This window comes from Amycolatopsis ruanii, from assembly GCF_003385175.1.
Lineage (GTDB): Bacteria > Actinomycetota > Actinomycetes > Mycobacteriales > Pseudonocardiaceae > Amycolatopsis_E > Amycolatopsis_E thermalba.
The window spans coordinates 1-15,159 of the sequence record NZ_PQHY01000117.1 but is presented as its reverse complement, the minus strand read 5'-3'; the positions used below and the strand labels follow the sequence as shown (position 1 = coordinate 15,159).

Here is a 15,159-nt window from a genome sequence, read left to right as displayed (position 1 = left end):
TGCAGAACTCGCCCACGTGAGCGTGGGACGCGCGGGCGGGGGCGCAGAACTCGCGCGAGTCCCACGCTCACGTGGGCGAGTTCTGCATTCGGGCGCGCGAGTCCCGCGCTACAGCTCCAGGAGCATGCGTGTGTTGCCGAGCGTGTTCGGCTTCGCGTAGGGGAGTTCGAGGAACTCGGCCACACCCGGGTCCACCGAGCGGCGCATCTCTTCGTACACCGAGCTCGGCACCGGCGTGCCGTCGATCTCGGTGAACCCGTGCCGCGCGAAGAAGCTCGTCTCGAAGGTGAGCACGAAGATCCGACGCAGCCCCAGTTCCCGCGCCAGCGTGATCAGCTGCGCGACCAGCCGGTGCCCGATCCCCTGCCCGCGCATCCGCTTGTCGACCGCGACCGTGCGGATCTCGGCCAGGTCCTCCCACAGCACGTGCAGCGCGCCGCAGCCGACGATGTCACCGTTCTCGCCGCCGATGTCCGCGACCCAGAACTCCTGCATGTCCTCGTACAGCGTGACGAGCGACTTCTCCAGGAGCACGCGCCCCGCGTCCGCGTCCACCAACGCCTTGATCTTGCGGACATCCGAGATCCGGGCCCGCCGGATCTCGACGGAACTGGAAGGATCACCGTGCACCGATCGACCGTATCGGGGCGCGGGCGGGCCTGTCGCGGTGGGTTCGGCCACGCCCGCGCGCGCCAGCTACCCTGAGTGTCGTGTCTTCTGCCGCCACCGAGTCCTCCGGCCGTCGTGTCTCCCTGCTGACCCTGGGCTGCGCCCGCAACGAGGTGGACTCCGAGGAGCTGGCCGGCCGGCTCGCCGAAGGGGGCTGGGAGCTGGCCGACGAACCCGAGGGCAGCGACGTCATCGTCGTCAACACCTGCGGCTTCGTGGAGTCGGCGAAGAAGGACTCGGTGGACACGCTGCTGGCCGCCGCGGACACCGGCGCGAAGGTCGTCGCGGTCGGCTGCATGGCCGAGCGCTACGGCGCCGAGCTGGCCGAGAGCCTGCCGGAGGCTCATGCGGTCCTCGGCTTCGACCACTACCACGACCTCGCCGCCCGCCTGGACGACGTCGCCGCCGGGCGCACCATCGCCTCGCACACTCCGGCCGACCGCCGCAAGCTGCTCCCGATCACCCCGGTCGAGCGCGCCGCGGCCACCGAGGACGTGTCGATCCCCGGCCACGGCTGGGGGCCCCGCGTGCTGCGCAGCCGGCTGTCCGACTCGCCGGTGGCGGCGCTGAAGATCGCCTCGGGCTGCGACCGCCGCTGCTCGTTCTGCGCGATCCCGTCGTTCCGCGGCTCGTTCGTCTCCCGCCACCCGGACGAGATCCTCGCCGAGGCCGCGTAGGTGGTCGGCCAGGGCGTCAAGGAGCTGTTCCTGGTCAGCGAGAACTCCACCTCGTACGGCAAGGACCTCGGCCGCGCCCTGGGCGGCACCCGCGCCCTGGAGCTGCTGCTGCCGAAGCTGGCCGGCATCGAGGGCATCGAGCGGGTGCGGGTGTCCTACCTGCAGCCGGCCGAGACGCGCCCGGACCTGGTCCGCGCGATCGCGACCACCCCGGGCGTGGCGCCCTACTTCGACATGTCCTTCCAGCACTCCAGCGAGACCGTGCTGCGCCGGATGCGCCGGTTCGGCTCCACCAAGTCGTTCCTCGCGCTGATCGAGCAGATCCGCGAGTACGCGCCGGAGGCGGGCATCCGCAGCAACGTGATCGTCGGCTTCCCCGGGGAGACCGAGGACGACGTCGCCGAGCTGGAGCACTTCCTCACCGAGGCCGGCCTGGACGCGGTCGGCGTGTTCGGCTACTCCGACGAGGACGGCACCGAGGCCGAGACCTACGACGGCAAGATCGATCCCGAGGTGGTCGCCGAGCGCGTCGTGCGGGTGTCCGCGCTGGTCGAGGAACTGACCGCGCAGCGCGCCGAGGACCGCGTCGGCGAGATCGTCGACGTGCTGGTCGAGGAGGCCGACGCCGAGGAGGTGTCCGGCCGCGCCGCGCACCAGGCTCCGGAGGTCGACGGCGCGTGCGTCGTGCTCGACGGCGAGGGGCTCGCGGTCGGCCAGATGGTCCGCTGCCGGGTCGTCGGCTCCGAGGGCGTCGACCTGCTCGTCGAGCCGGACGCCGGCAGATGAGCGCCGCGGCGGAGGAGTCGGCCCAGGCTGGCGGGGAGGCCCGCCCGCCGCGTCGCGAGCCCGAGCCGACCCCGGTGCCGACGCTCAACGTCGCGAACCTGCTCACGCTGTCCCGGCTCGTGCTGGTCCCGCTGTTCGTGCTGGCGCTGTTCGCCGGCGGCGGCGAGGACACCGGCTGGCGGATCGGCGCGACCGTGCTGTTCGCGATCGCGTCGCTGACCGACCAGGTGGACGGCTGGGTCGCGCGCCGCTACGGCCTGATCACCGACTTCGGCAAGATCGCCGACCCGATCGCGGACAAGGCGCTGATCGGCGCCGCGCTGGTGGGCCTGAGCCTGCTCGGCGAGCTGCCCTGGTGGGTGACCATCGTGATCGCGGTCCGCGAGATCGGCGTGACCCTGCTGCGGTTCTGGGTCATCCGGCACGGCGTCATCCCGGCCAGCCGCGGCGGCAAGGCCAAGACGATGACCCAGATCCTGGCGATCGTGACCTACCTGCTGCCGCTGCCGGACGGCGCGCTGCCGGTCCAGTGGGCGCTGATGGGCCTGGCGGTGCTGCTCACCGTCGTCACCGGCGCGGACTACGTGGTGCGCGCGGTGCGGCTGCGCGCGGCGGCCCGGGCATGACCTCGGCGCGCCCGGTGGTGGCCGCGTTGCTGCGCCTGCGGCAGACGGTGGCCGCGGCGGAGTCGCTGACGGCCGGCCTGGTCACCGCGAGCCTGACCGAGGTGCCCGGGTCCAGCGCGGTGGTGCGCGGCGGGCTCGTGGTCTACGCCACCGACCTCAAGGCGAAGCTCGCGGGCGTGGATCCGGCGCTGCTGGCCGCGCACGGCGCGGTGCACCCGGAGGTCGCCGCGCAGCTCGCGGAGGGCGCGCGGGACCGCTGCGGGGCCGACTGGGGGCTGGGCCTGACCGGGGTGGCCGGGCCGGACCCGCAGGACGGCGTCGCCCCCGGCACCGTGCACATCGGCCTGGCCGGGCCGGGTGGCCGGGACGTGCGGACGCACTGGTTCGAGGGCGACCGCGCGGCCGTGCGGCGGGCCTCGGTGACGGCCGCGCTGGACCTGCTGGGGGAACATCTCACGTGATCGGGGCGTTCGCCCTGGGCGTATCCCCGTGTCAATCGCTGCGAGGAGGCGCTCGAACTGGGTAACGTGGTCGGTATCAGGAAGGGAGGCGCGCGATGACCGTGCTCCTGCGCGAGGCGATCGGCGACCGGCTCCGGCATGCCCGCACCAACAAGCGTCGCACGCTGCGCGACATCTCCCGCGCCGCCAAGGTCAGCCTCGGCTACCTGTCCGAGGTGGAGCGCGGGCAGAAGGAGGCGTCCAGTGAGCTGCTGGCGTCCATCTGCCAGGCGCTCGAGCTGCCGCTCGCCGAGCTGCTGAGCAACGTCGCCGCCGACATCTCGGCGCTGGAGAGCGTGGACGTGCCGACGATGGCCGAGACCGCCGAGGGCGAGGGCCGCGCGCGCAAGACGGGCGAGTCGCCCACCGCGACCGGCCGGCTCGAAGGTGGCCGCCTCATCGACGGCATGATCGGCAACGACCTGCCGGACCTGCGGGTTTCCGGTCAGCGGGTCGGGCCGTCGCTGCGCACCACCATCCGCGCGCCGAAGATGGTCGCCGCCTGATCGCCAGCTGAGCGGACGAACCGCACGAAGGCCACCGTCCGGGCGTTCCGCGCCCCGGCGGTGGCCTTCGTGCGTCCGGCCCGGGGAAGGCCGGTCAGGGTAGTCCCGGAAATCCCCCGGGGTCGCCTGGAACACACGGGCGCGACCTGACACGATGGAACCCACTCCGGGGTCGCGGCGTTGCTCAAGACAGGGGAGAGTGGCGCCGGGCGACCATCGGCGACACCCAGGCAGGGATCTAGAAGGCAGGCGGAGGAGATGGCCAACCCTTTCGTGAAGTTCTGGAAGTACCTCATGGCGTCGTTCTCGTCGAAGATCGACGAGCACGCCGACCCGAAGGTGCAGATCCAGCAGGCCATCGAGGAGGCGCAGCGCAACCACCAGGCGCTCTCCCAGCAGGCCGCCGCGGTGATCGGTAACCAGCGGCAGCTGGAGATGAAGCTCAACCGCCAGCTCGCCGAGGTCGAGAAGCTGCAGGCGTCGGCGCGCCAGGCGCTGGTGCTGGCGGACGAGGCGCGGGGCAAGGGGGACGAGCAGAAGGCCCAGCAGTACGAGGTGGCCGCGGAGTCGTTCGCCACCCAGCTGGTCACGGCCGAGCAGAGCATCGAGGACCTCAAGACGCTGCACGACCAGGCCCTGCAGGCCGCCGCGCAGGCGAAGCAGGCCGTCGAGCGCAACTCGGCGATGCTGCAGCAGAAGCTGGCCGAGCGCACCAAGCTGCTCTCGCAGCTGGAGCAGGCCAAGATGCAGGAGCAGGTGTCGGCCTCGCTCAACCAGATGTCGCAGCTCGCCGCGCCGGGCAACACCCCGTCGCTGGAAGAGGTGCGGGACAAGATCGAGAAGCGGTACACCACCGCGCTGGGCCAGGCCGAGCTGGCGCAGAACTCGGTGCAGGGCCGCATGCTCGAGGTGCAGCAGGCCACCACGCAGATGGCGGGCAGCTCGCGGCTGGAGCAGATCCGGGCGTCCATGCGGGGCGACTCGGTGGCGCAGGTGACGTCCGGCTCCGGTGAGAAGGCGGCGCCCCCGGCGGCGGACATCCAGCGCGAGATCGAGTCGCGCGTCCAGGCCGAGCAGCAGAAGAACCAGGCCTGAGCGGGTAGGCGATGGCGTCGGGCAGGCGGGACTTCTCGCAGTTCCAGGCGAAGCTGGAAAAGCACATCGAGCGCCTGCCCGACTACGCGCAGCGCGCTCAGCGGAAGCTGCAGCGGTACATGCCCGAGCAGGGCTCGTCCGGTGCGGTGACGCGGCCGAAGGTCGTCTCGCAGGCGATGCCGGTGCTCAACGAGGCCCGCGCGAAGTGGGTCGCGTGGAACTCGCCCGAGGCGAAGCTGGCGCGGCGCAAGCAGCGGACGTCGCGGGCGCTGACGCTGTGGATCATGGCGGCGGTGCTGTTCGTGCTGTACGCCGTGGTCGGCTGGCTCGGGCTCGCCGGGGCCGGCGGGCTGGCCGAGGCGGTGCCGGGGATCTTCGGGGCGGTCGTGTTCACGACCTTGTCGGTGCGCTCGGCGCTGCGGCTGCGGCAGCTGAACCGGATCGTGCTGCCGGTCAGCACGACCCCGCCGCCGCTGCCGCCGTCCGGGTCCGCGGCGCGTGCCCCGATGCAACGGCTCGCCGAGTGCGAGTCGACGCTGGCCGACCTGCTGCGGCAGCTGTCGGAGCCCTCGGCGCTGGGCACGGCGCCGGTGCCGGAGTACTCGGTGGCCGACGCGCGGTCGACGGCCGCGGAGGCCGCCGCCGCGCTGCGGGCGCTGGCCCTGCGGATCCAGTCCATCGAGCGAGCGCGTGACGCGGCCCCGGCCGGCGAGCGGGCCGCGCTGGACTCGGCGATCGCGACGCTGCGCGAGCAGCTGGACGACGGGGTGGAGAGCTTCGGCGCCCTGGTGGCCGCGGCGGGCCGCGCGGTCGCCGCGAGCAGCCACGGCCTGGCCGATTCACGCCTGTTCCTGACCGACGCGACCGACCGCCTGGCCGGACTCGCACTGGCCCTGCGCGAACTGTCCTGACCCGCGAGCCGCCACACAGGCAGCCGCGAGCCCCACACCCGGCCCGGCGAGCCCCACACTGGGGCCAGCGAGCCCCACACTGGGGCCAGCGAGTCCCACGTCCGGTGGCGCGAGTCCCACGTTCAGGGCGGCGAGTCCCACGTTCGGCCCGGCGAGTCCCACACTCGGCCCGGCGAGTTCCACGTTCAGGGCGGTGAGTTCCACGCTCGGCCCGGCGAGTTCCACGTTCGGCCCGGCGAGTTCCACGGCTCGGTAACGCGAGTTCCACGCTCGGGCCGGTGAGTTCCGCGTTGCGGCGGTGAGTTCCGCGTGCGCGGTGTGAGGGTCCGTCGGCGGGCGTGACTCTTGCACTTGCCGCGCGCTCCGCGTTCAAGCGCTGTGTTCCGCGCTTGGTGGCGCGAGTCCCACGTTCAGAGCGGTGAGTTCCGCATTCGGTGGCGTGAGTTCCGCGCTCGCCGGGGCGAGGTGCCCACCGGCGGGCGCCTCCCGCGCGGAGGCGTGCGCGGCGGTGGGCACTGTGGACGGTCCCAGTCAGGCCGTCCGGGAACCGCCTTCCTCGTCCCGGCGTGCACCGGCCAGGGCGCGGTTGATGTTGCGCACCAAGCCGGGTCCGTGCAGGGCGAATCCGGTGTAGAGCTGGATCAGGCTCGCCCCCGCGTCGAGCATCCGGCGGGCGTCGTCGCCGGTGGAGATTCCGCCCACGCCGATGATCGGCACCGTGCCCTCGGTGTGCCGGTGCACGAACCGCACCACCTCCCGCGCCCGCTCGGTCAGCGGCCGCCCGGACAGCCCGCCGGTCTCCGCGCCCACCGCGGCCTCATCGGCGGTCAGGCCGTCCCGGCCCAGCGTCGTGTTGGTCGCGATGATCCCGGAGACCCCCTGCTCGTCGCACACCTCGAGCAGCTCGGCGAGCGCGTCGTCGGTCAGGTCGGGCGCCACCTTGACCAGCAGCGGCGTCGCCGGCTTCCCGGCCTCCGCGGCCAGCTCCTCACCGGTCCGGCCCAGCTCGGCGAGCAGCTCGGCCAGCGCCTCCCGGTCCTGCAGCGCCCGCAGCCCCGGCGTGTTGGGCGAGCTGACGTTGATCGCGAAGTAGTCCGCCCACGGGTACAGCGCCCGCAGCGACTCCTGGTAGTCGGCGACCGCCTCCGCCAGCGGGGTCACCTTGGACTTGCCGATCGACACGCCCAGCGGGATGCCCGGCTTCCCCTTGGCGGCCAGCCGCTGGGCGAGCGCGGCCGCGCCGGAGTTGTTGAACCCCATGCGGTTGATCACCGCGTCGCTGTGCGGCAGCGTGAACAGCCGCGGCTTCGGGTTGCCCGGCTGCGCCAGCCGCGTGACGGTGCCCACCTCGACGAAGCCGAACCCGAGCGCGGGCCACGCGGCCAGCGCGCGCCCGTCCTTGTCCATCCCGGCGGCGAGGCCGACCCGGTTGGCGAACCGCAGCCCGAACAGCGTCACCGGGTCGGAGACGGCGAACCGGCGCCGCAGCGCGGCCAGCGCGGGCGGGACGTCGGACAGCCGCGCCAGGACGCCCAGGGTGCGTTCGTGCACCTTCTCGGGGTCGTTGTCGTTGAGCCGGTAGAGCGTGGGACGGATCAGCCTGTCGAAGAGCACGGTCCCATCTTCGCTCAGCGCCGTTTCCACTCCGACGACAGCATGGCGTAGACGAGCTCGTCGGTCCATTCGCCCTTGACCAGCTCGTTCTCCCGCAGGTGCGCCTCGCGCCGCATGCCCAGTCCCTCCATCAGGGACGCCGAGGCCACGTTGCGGCTGTCGCAGCGGCCGTAGATGCGGTGCAGGCCCAGCTCGTCGAAGCCCAGCCGGAACAGCTCACCGGCCGCCTCGGCGGCGTAGCCCTTGCCGTGGTGCCGGGGGTGGAACACCACCCCGATCTCGCCGCTCGCGTGGTCGCGGCTGGTCCACCACAGGGTGAGGTCGCCGATCAGCTCACCGGTGTCGATCAGCTCGACGGCGATGGCGAGGTACTCGCCGGGCTCGGTCAGCGTCGAGCGGGCGATCTTGTCCTCGAGGACGGCGGCGGTCTCGGCCCGCGTGCGCGGTTCCCAGTAGAGGTACCGCGTGACGTCCGGCCGGGACTGGAAGGAGTGCAGCGCGTTCAGGTCCGCCTTGGTGAATGGGCGGAGGATCAGCCGTGCGGTCTTCATCGGGTACGCGGGCTGCAGCACCGGCGAAGAATAGCGCGCCCCGGACGATCTCCGGGGATTTTCCGCCGGATTAGGGGATTGGGGGGGGGAACCCCCGGCGCGACTCCCGACCGTCGTCAGCCGTTCGGGCCCGAGCCGGACCAGTGCTCGGAAACGCCGGGGGGCGGTGGCTGTCTGGTATTCACCAGCAGTCCAGGGTGTGGCATCCGCTAGCGGACAGCCACCTCACGAGTCCCGTTGCTACACAACTTCGGACCACCTCCTTTCCCGTGTACCAGCAACGCTAGGCGCGCCGGTGCCCCTGCGGCAACTGCATTTCCGGGCCGTCCGGCGTGGCCGTTCTCACCCGCCGGACCGGGCGCCGCCGGGAACTTCCGCGCCGTCTGCTGGATCGATCCACGCCGGGGCGCCGGGTTTCGACCTCCTTGCGCAGGTGTACCCGATCGGGTGACCGGGGGGCTGGTTCGCAGCAACGGGAGAGTGTGCGATGTCCACGTCCGTGGTCATTCTGATCGTCGTCGTCGCCCTGGTGGTGATAGCCGGGGCAGCCCTGCTGGTCCGCGCCGGGATGCGGCGCAAGCGCCTGCGGGAGCGGTTCGGGCCCGAGTACGACCGGGCCGTCGAGGGCGGCAAGAGCAAACGGGCCGCCGAACGCGATCTGGCCGAGCGGGAGAAGCGGCACAGCGAGCTGGACATCCGGCCGCTGCCGGATACGGCCCGCCAGCGCTACCGCCAGGAGTGGTCGCTGGTGCAGCAGCAGTTCGTCGACCGGCCCGGCGCGGCCATCCTGGAGGCCGACCGCCTGCTCACTTCGCTGATGGGCGAGCGCGGCTACCCGACCGAGGGGTACGAGCAGCAGCACCGGGACCTGTCGGTCGAGCACGCGAACACGCTGGAGCACTACCGGCGCGCGCACGAGATCACCGAGGGCCACCAGAAGACCGAGGCGTCCACCGAGGACCTGCGTAAGGCGATGGTCCACTACCGGCAGGTGTTCGAGGACCTGCTCACCGACGCCGACGTCCGGCCGGAGCAGGAGGGAGGCCGGCACCATGCGCGCTGAGGACCGCACCGCCGACGGCCCGTCCACCGACGACCTCGTCGCACCCCGCCGGGACGAGCAGCCCGCGCGGCCGATGACCGAACAGCCCGCCGGTCGCACCATGCCCGCCGAAGCCGCGGCGACCCAGGGCGTGCCCGAGGAGTCCGTGCCCGGGCAGGCCCCGCCGGCCGAGGGCGAGGAACGGGTCGAGCTGTTCCGCCCGGAGCAGGTCAGCGAGTTCCGGGACCGCTGGCGCGACGTGCAGACCTCGTTCGTCGACGATCCACAAGCGACACTGCGGGACGCCGACCAGCTGGTGGCCGAGGTGATGCAGGCGCTCGCGTCGACCTTCGCCGACCACAAGCACGAGCTGGAGGCCCAGTGGCAGCGCGGTGAGGCCGCCACCGAGGACCTGCGGCTGGCGCTGCGGCGCTACCGCACGTTCTTCAACGAGCTGCTGCGCGGCTGAGGCGCGGGCCCGTGCTGGCAGCGCGGGCAGAACCAGGTGGGGCGCGCCTGGACGTCGCCGGGGTCCCGGCCCTGGTTCTCGACCCGGAGCCGGCTGCCGCACCGGAAGCAGCCCTGCCTGGTTCGTTCGTACACCCAGTTCCGGCGGCCGCGGGCGAGGTCGCCGGTGGTGCTCTGCTCGTGCCGCCAGGCGTTGGCCAGCAACAGCTTCCGCGCCAGCCGCACCACCTGACGACCGTCCACTTCGGAGACCGGGGTCCACGGCGTGACACCGAGCAGGAAGCAGATCTCGCACTTGTAGAGGTTGCCCACGCCCGCCATCACGCGCTGGTCGAGCAGCGCGAGCCCGAGTTCCCGGCCGGGCTCGCGCTCCAGTGCCGCCACCGCGCGCGCCTCGTGCTCGTCGCTCCACTGTGGATCGAGCAGGTCCGGCCCGAGGTGGCCGACCAGGCGGGACTCCTCCGCGGTGGGCAGCAGTTCCAGGTCGTGCACGCGGAAGCCGACGACCTGCACGTCGCCGGCCTCGAGCACGACGCGCGCGTGGTGCGCCGGGTGCCGCCAGCGGGAGCCGGGCCGGGTGATCTCCCACGAGCCGTCCATCTTGAGGTGGCTGTGCAGGCTCAGGTCCGGCGAGAAGCGGAAGAACAGGTGCTTGCCCACCGTCCGCACACCGAGCACCGTGGCGCCGGTCAGGTCGGTCGTGGCCAGCGCGGGGTGCCGGAAGTCGGTGCGTGTCAGCACCCGGCCGGCGAGCGCCTTCTCGACCTTCCGGCCGGCCAGGAAGACGGTGTCACCTTCGGGCATCGTCCGCGATCCGGGGGACCGGGCCGGTGCTCTCGGCCGGGGTCTCGGCGGCCTCCCGGTCGATGCGGTGCCGTCCGGCGCGGTTGGAGCGCAGGATCTTGGCGAGCACCATGTTGAAGGTCAGCGCGACCTCCTGGGCGCCGGGGGAGTGCCACTCGTGGATCGGGCTGCACGCGCCCTGCGCCTGCTGCACCGCGAGCCGGTCCGGGATCGCGGTCGGCATCACCAGGCCGCCGAAGGACTCGCGCAGCTCGGCGATGCGGAACTGGTGCTCGTGCGAGCGCGGCCGCAGCCGGTTCACCAGCACCCCGGCCGGCTTGAGGCCGGGGTTGTGCTCGTCGCGGATCCGCTCGATCGCCTCCAGCGCGCGCTGGGCGCCGCTGACCGCGTACATCGTCGGCTCGGTCACCAGGATCGCGCTGTCGGCGGCCACCAGGGCCGACTTCGTCAGCCGCCCGAGCGAGGGCGGGCAGTCCAGGATCGCCAGCTCGTACGGGCGGCCGCGCAGCGGGCGCTCGTGCAGCTCGTCCAGCGCCAGGGAGAGATTGCCGACCTGGTCGTCGTCCGGGCCCGGCTCGTTGAGCAGCTCCAGCTCCTCCGCCCCGACCAGCACGTCGACCTCGGGGCTCCACGCGCTCGGCGCGACCGCCTGCCGCAGGACGTCGCGGGCCGGGGTGGCGAGCACGTCGGCCAGCGTGGCGTCGGTGTAGGGCGGATCGAGGGTGGCGGTGGCGTTGCCCTGCGGGTCCAGATCGGCCACCAGCGTGCGCGCCCCCCTACGGAGCGCAGCCGAAGCGATGCCGAGCGCGACCGTGGTTTTGCCGACACCACCCTTGAGGCTCAGTACGGCGACCGTGTGCACGGGGTCGAGCGTAGCCGGAGTGCCACGGCGAGCGCCCGGACCGGGCTCACTACGCTGTCCGCCATGCGAACGGACACCGGGACAGCACGCGGCTCCGGCACGGTCTGGCGGGCACTGCGGGCCGAGCTCGACCGGGCGCGGGAACGAGGCACGGCGGAGCCCGCCGTCGTCGACGTCGGCGGCGGCAGCGGGGTGTGGGCGGTGCCGCTGGCCGCCGAGGGCTGCCGGGTGACGGTGGTCGAGCCGAGCCCGAACGCGCTGGCGACCCTGCGGCGGCGCGCCGAGGAGGCCGGCGTCGGCGGGGCGATCACGGTCGTGGCCGACGACACCGACGCGCTCGCCGCGCGGATCCCGGCCGGTTCGGCCGATCTGGTGCTGGCGCACGGCCTGCTCGAGGTGGTCGACGACCCGGCCGCGGTGGCCGGGGCGCTGGCCGGGATCGTGGCGCCGGGCGGCGCGGTGTCGGTGCTGGTCGCCAACCGGCACGCGGCCGCGTTGCACCGCGCGCTGGGCGGCCGGGTGCGGGAGGCCCACGCCTTGCTGACCAGCTCCGACGGGGTGCTCGCGGACGACGGGGAGACGCTGCTGCGCCGCTTCGACGCCGACGGCCTGCGCGGCCTGCTGGCCGGTGCGGGGCTGCGGGTGGAGCTGATCCAGGGCGACGGGGTCGTCTCGGACGTGCTGGGCGAGGTCGAGTCGGAGCAGTACACCGCCGACGACCTCGCCGACTTCGAGGCCGCCGCGGGCGCGATCCCGCCGCTGCGCGACCTCGCCAGCCGCCTGCACGTGCTCGCCCGCCTCTGACGAAAACTGTCGGACCCCCTGCGTAGGCTCGTCCGCGATGGGTAGGAATGCGGCCCTGCCGGCCGGGTACGAGCGGTTCCGGGTGAGCGCGGGGCACACACCGGACGACACCGGCTGCGGTCTGCTGCACGTCGACATGGACGCGTTCTTCGCGGCCGTGGAGCTGCGCACGCGGCCGGAGCTGGTGGACAAGCCGGTGATCGTCGCGGGCGCCGGCCCGCGCTCGGTGGTGACGTCGGCGAACTACCCGGCGCGCGAGTACGGCGTGCGGGCGGCGATGCCGGTCGTGGTGGCGCGCCGGCTGTGCCCGCACGGGGTGTTCCTGCCGCCGACGCACGGGCTCTACGGCGAGGTGTCGAAGGGCGTGATGGCGATCTTCCGCGAGCTGACGCCGCTCGTGGAGCCGTTGAGCCTGGACGAGGCGTTCCTGGACGTCAGCGGCGCGCTGCGGCGGCTGGGGGAGACGCCGGCGGGCATTGCGGAGCTGATCCGCCGCCGGGTCCGGGCCGAGCACGGCATCACCTGCTCGGTCGGAGTGGCGCCGGTGAAGTTCGTGGCGAAGCTGGCCTCGGGCATGGCGAAACCGGACGGGGTGGTCGTGGTGCCCGCCGGGCGGATCCTGGAGTTCCTGCACCCGCTGCCGCTGTCCGCGCTGTGGGGCGTGGGGAAGAAGACCGAGGAGAACCTGCACCGGCTCGGGCTGTCCACTATCGCCGACATCGCGGCGGCGCCGCTGCCGCGGTTGCGCAAGGCGGTCGGCAACGCCGCGGCCGAGCACCTGCACGCGCTGGCGCACGGCCGGGACGAGCGCGGCGTGGTGGTCGATTCGCCGGAGAAGTCGCTGGGCGCCGAGCACACCTTCGACACCGACCAGCGTGAACCGCGGGTGCTCGAGCGCGAGCTGCTGCGGTTGTCCGAGCGCGTCGCGGAGAGCCTGCGGCGCCGGGGGCTGCGCGGGCGCACGGTGTCGATCAAGGTGCGGTTCGCCGACTTCCGCACGATCAGCCGGTCGCGGACCCTGCCCGCGGCCACCGACGTGGCGCGGGTGATCCACTCGACGGCCGTGGCGCTGCTCGCGGAGGCGGTCGCCGGGGCCGACGTCCGCCTCCTCGGGGTGCGCGTGGAGGGGCTGACCGGGGAGGCCGAGCCGGAGCAGCTGAGCTTCGACCAGCCCGCGCCGCGGTGGCGCGACGCGGAGGTGGCGGCGGACGTGGCGCGGTCGAAGTTCGGCGCCGCGGCGGTCCGGCCGGCGTCACTGATCGTGTCCGGCCCCGACCCGTCTCGGGGGGAACCCTGAGGCCGGTGAAACGTTGACACAAGGGGCGGCGACACCCCCAGCAAGACACCAGCGCCCAGGACGGCGGGGAGATTTGAGCCAAACGGGGCACAGGTTGGAGTGGGATCGGGTAGTCCTGATCGCGAAGGACTCGTATCCTGGAGAGTGACACCACTAGGGGTGTCTGTTGGGTCCAGGACGTTGCGCGGCCCGGCGCCCGCGACAGCTGTGCCGGAGGAGGAAAGATGCCACTCTCCGAGCATGAGCAGCGGCTGCTCGACCAGATCGAGCGCGAGCTCTATGCCGAGGACCCCAAGTTCGCGTCTACGGTGCGCGGTGCCCGGTTCCGCCGGCCCGCCCGCCGCCGCCGAATCCAGGGGATCGCGCTGTTCGTCGTCGGTGTCGCCCTGCTCGTACTGGGTGTGATGGTGCGGGCCCTGTGGGTCGCCGACGTGCCGTTGATGAGCGTGTTCGGTTTCGTCGTGATGTTCGCGGGCGCGATGCTCGCGCTGTTCTCCGGCCGTGGCGGGGGCGACGGCAAGTCCAGCGGCGGTGGCAAGCCCGTCAAGGCGAAGAGTTCGTTCACGCAGCGGATGGAAGAGCGTTTCCGCCAGCGCTTCGAAGAGCAGTAGTTCTTCTCCGCGAAGTGCCTACGCCCACTGCGGCGTAGGCACTTTCGCATGCGCGGTCAGCGGAACGCGGCCGCCGTGGCGAGCAGCAGGCAACCGGTCAGCAGGGCCGCCAGTGGCACGGCGCTGCCGGTGCCGAACAGTCCCACCGCGGGGGCGACCGCCCCGCCGAGCAGGAACTGCCCGCCGCCGAGCAGGGCGGACGTGGCGCCCGGCGCGTCCCGGCCGGCCTCCTGCGCGGCGGCCGTGACGGCGGGGAAGTACAGCCCGAACGCGGTGACGACCAGGAACAGGCCGGCCCAGAGCACGGCGAGGTGGGCGCCGGTGACGGCCAGCAGGGTGAGCATCACGGCGGAGGCGGCGCAGGCGGTCGTGATCCCCGCCCGCAGCAGCGCGCCGGTCCCGAAGCGGGTGACGAGGCGGCCGCACAGCAGGCTGCCCGCCAGCGAGCCGAGGGCGTTGACGCCGTAGACCACGCTGACGAGGCCGGGCGAGGCGCCGGCGACGTCGGCGAAGACGAACGTGGATCCGGCGAGGTAGAGGAAGATCGCCGCCCCGCCGAAGCAGAGGCTGAGGACGCGACCGGCGAGCGCGGGCCGGCGGCACAGGCGGGCCATCGCGCGCAGGGCCGCCACGGGCCGGGCGGGTGTTCGTCGTCCGGCCGGCAGGGATTCCGGCACCCACAGCAGGACGCCGGCCACCTGCAGCACCCCGGCGACGGCGAGGGCGGCGAAGACGGCCCGCCAGGACGCGACGCTCAGGATCGCGCCGCCGAGCACCGGCGCGAGGACCGGGGCGGCCGAGGTGATCGCGGCCAGCGCTGAGAACTTCCGCGCGGCCGCGGCGCCCGCGAACAGGTCGGTGATCACGGCCCGCGACACGACGATGCCCGCCGCGCCGGTGATGCCCTGGCACAGCCGGGCGGCGTTGAACACCTCGATCGACGGGGCGAGCGCGCACGCCAGCGAGGACACGGCGAACAGGGCGGACCCGGCGAGCAGGACGCGCCGCCGCCCGGTGCCGTCGCTGACCGGGCCCAGGACGAGCTGCCCGGCGACGACACCCACGAGGAACGCGGTCATGGACAACTGCGCGACGGACGGCGAGGTGCCGAGGGTGCGGGAGAGGTCCGGCAGGCCCGGCACGTACATGTCGGTGGCCAGCGGAGCGATCCCGGTGAGCAACGCGAGAACGGCGATGACGGCGGAGGGGACGGTGCGAGTGGTCATCGTGGCGGCGCCAGGTGGGTTGGTCCTTCTCGGGCGGTGAGTGGCGAAGGCTCGTGGACGGGCGGCGGCGGGCGGCGCGGCGGTGCTGGGCCGGCGGGGTGGTGTGGCGG

16 protein-coding genes and 1 pseudogene are annotated in these 15,159 nt (G+C 73.2%); 11 read left to right on the top strand and 6 right to left on the bottom strand.

The annotated features are described in order from the left end of the window. Positions 1-108: 108 nt before the first annotated feature. Positions 109-630, bottom strand: a complete 522-nt coding sequence (locus D0D28_RS33800; protein WP_094005884.1) for an amino-acid N-acetyltransferase — start codon at positions 628-630, stop codon at positions 109-111. An 80-nt stretch (positions 631-710) separates the two neighbouring features. Here D0D28_RS33800 and rimO point away from each other — a divergent pair. The 6 genes and pseudogenes from rimO (at position 711) to pspM (ending at position 5,770) form a co-directional block, all read left to right on the top strand. Then, a pseudogene (gene rimO, locus D0D28_RS33795) lies at positions 711-2,132 on the top strand (30S ribosomal protein S12 methylthiotransferase RimO). Further along, positions 2,129-2,758 (top strand): CDP-diacylglycerol--glycerol-3-phosphate 3-phosphatidyltransferase, encoded by a 630-nt coding sequence (gene pgsA / locus D0D28_RS33790; RefSeq protein WP_094005886.1) that lies wholly within the window; start codon positions 2,129-2,131, stop codon positions 2,756-2,758. Before rimO ends, pgsA begins: the two are co-directional and overlap by 4 nt. Further along, positions 2,755-3,219, top strand: a complete 465-nt coding sequence (locus D0D28_RS33785) for a CinA family protein (protein ID WP_094005887.1) — start codon at positions 2,755-2,757, stop codon at positions 3,217-3,219. The genes pgsA and D0D28_RS33785 overlap by 4 nt, the downstream gene beginning before the upstream one ends. Positions 3,220-3,314: 95 nt before the next feature. After that, positions 3,315-3,764, top strand: coding sequence for a helix-turn-helix domain-containing protein (locus D0D28_RS33780; RefSeq protein WP_116115217.1), 450 nt, complete (start codon positions 3,315-3,317; stop codon positions 3,762-3,764). A gap of 258 nt (positions 3,765-4,022) precedes the next feature. Continuing rightward, positions 4,023-4,859: a PspA/IM30 family protein gene (locus D0D28_RS33775; protein ID WP_094005889.1), complete on the top strand. Its 837-nt coding sequence runs from the start codon at positions 4,023-4,025 to the stop codon at positions 4,857-4,859. 11 nt (positions 4,860-4,870) lie between these two features. Then, the gene (gene pspM / locus D0D28_RS33770; protein WP_094005890.1) at positions 4,871-5,770 is read left to right on the top strand and encodes a phage shock envelope stress response protein PspM; all 900 of its coding nucleotides are present in this window, start codon (positions 4,871-4,873) and stop codon (positions 5,768-5,770) included. A 531-nt stretch (positions 5,771-6,301) separates the two neighbouring features. Here the strand turns inward: pspM and D0D28_RS33765 are convergent. Both D0D28_RS33765 and D0D28_RS33760 read right to left on the bottom strand, forming a co-directional pair. After that, positions 6,302-7,384 (bottom strand): quinone-dependent dihydroorotate dehydrogenase, encoded by a 1,083-nt coding sequence (locus D0D28_RS33765; RefSeq protein ID WP_205413436.1) that lies wholly within the window; start codon positions 7,382-7,384, stop codon positions 6,302-6,304. Positions 7,385-7,398: 14 nt separating this feature from the next. Continuing rightward, positions 7,399-7,956, bottom strand: a complete 558-nt coding sequence (locus D0D28_RS33760; RefSeq protein ID WP_094005904.1) for a GNAT family N-acetyltransferase — start codon at positions 7,954-7,956, stop codon at positions 7,399-7,401. A 466-nt stretch (positions 7,957-8,422) separates the two neighbouring features. On the opposite strand from D0D28_RS33760, the gene D0D28_RS33755 reads away from it, so the two are divergent. Together D0D28_RS33755 and D0D28_RS36410 are read left to right on the top strand one after the other, a co-directional pair. After that, entirely contained in the window at positions 8,423-8,998 is a 576-nt protein-coding gene (locus D0D28_RS33755) for a hypothetical protein (RefSeq protein ID WP_116115213.1), read from the top strand. Further along, positions 8,988-9,446, top strand: coding sequence for a hypothetical protein (locus D0D28_RS36410; RefSeq protein ID WP_205413435.1), 459 nt, complete (start codon positions 8,988-8,990; stop codon positions 9,444-9,446). Before D0D28_RS33755 ends, D0D28_RS36410 begins: the two co-directional genes overlap by 11 nt. Here D0D28_RS36410 and D0D28_RS33745 read toward each other — a convergent pair. Continuing rightward, positions 9,410-10,249: a DNA-formamidopyrimidine glycosylase family protein gene (locus tag D0D28_RS33745; RefSeq protein ID WP_116115211.1), complete on the bottom strand. Its 840-nt coding sequence runs from the start codon at positions 10,247-10,249 to the stop codon at positions 9,410-9,412. The two genes, D0D28_RS36410 and D0D28_RS33745, sit on opposite strands and share 37 nt — an antisense overlap. After that, positions 10,236-11,111, bottom strand: coding sequence for a ParA family protein (locus tag D0D28_RS33740; RefSeq protein ID WP_116115209.1), 876 nt, complete (start codon positions 11,109-11,111; stop codon positions 10,236-10,238). Before D0D28_RS33740 ends, D0D28_RS33745 begins: the two co-directional genes overlap by 14 nt. A 63-nt stretch (positions 11,112-11,174) precedes the next feature. Between D0D28_RS33740 and D0D28_RS33735 the strand changes: the two genes are divergently transcribed. The 3 genes from D0D28_RS33735 (at position 11,175) to D0D28_RS33725 (ending at position 13,823) form a co-directional block, all read left to right on the top strand. Further along, entirely contained in the window at positions 11,175-11,915 is a 741-nt protein-coding gene (locus D0D28_RS33735; RefSeq protein ID WP_094005908.1) for a class I SAM-dependent methyltransferase, read from the top strand. Between the two features lie 37 nt (positions 11,916-11,952). Further along, on the top strand, positions 11,953-13,212 hold the full coding sequence (gene dinB, locus D0D28_RS33730) for a DNA polymerase IV (protein ID WP_162831268.1): 1,260 nt from the start codon (positions 11,953-11,955) through the stop codon (positions 13,210-13,212). Between the two features lie 224 nt (positions 13,213-13,436). Next, positions 13,437-13,823, top strand: coding sequence for a DUF3040 domain-containing protein (locus tag D0D28_RS33725; RefSeq protein ID WP_116115208.1), 387 nt, complete (start codon positions 13,437-13,439; stop codon positions 13,821-13,823). Between the two features lie 56 nt (positions 13,824-13,879). Here the strand turns inward: D0D28_RS33725 and D0D28_RS33720 are convergent, their stop codons facing one another. Next, on the bottom strand, positions 13,880-15,049 hold the full coding sequence (locus D0D28_RS33720) for a multidrug effflux MFS transporter (RefSeq protein WP_116115206.1): 1,170 nt from the start codon (positions 15,047-15,049) through the stop codon (positions 13,880-13,882). Positions 15,050-15,159: the final 110 nt, after the last annotated feature.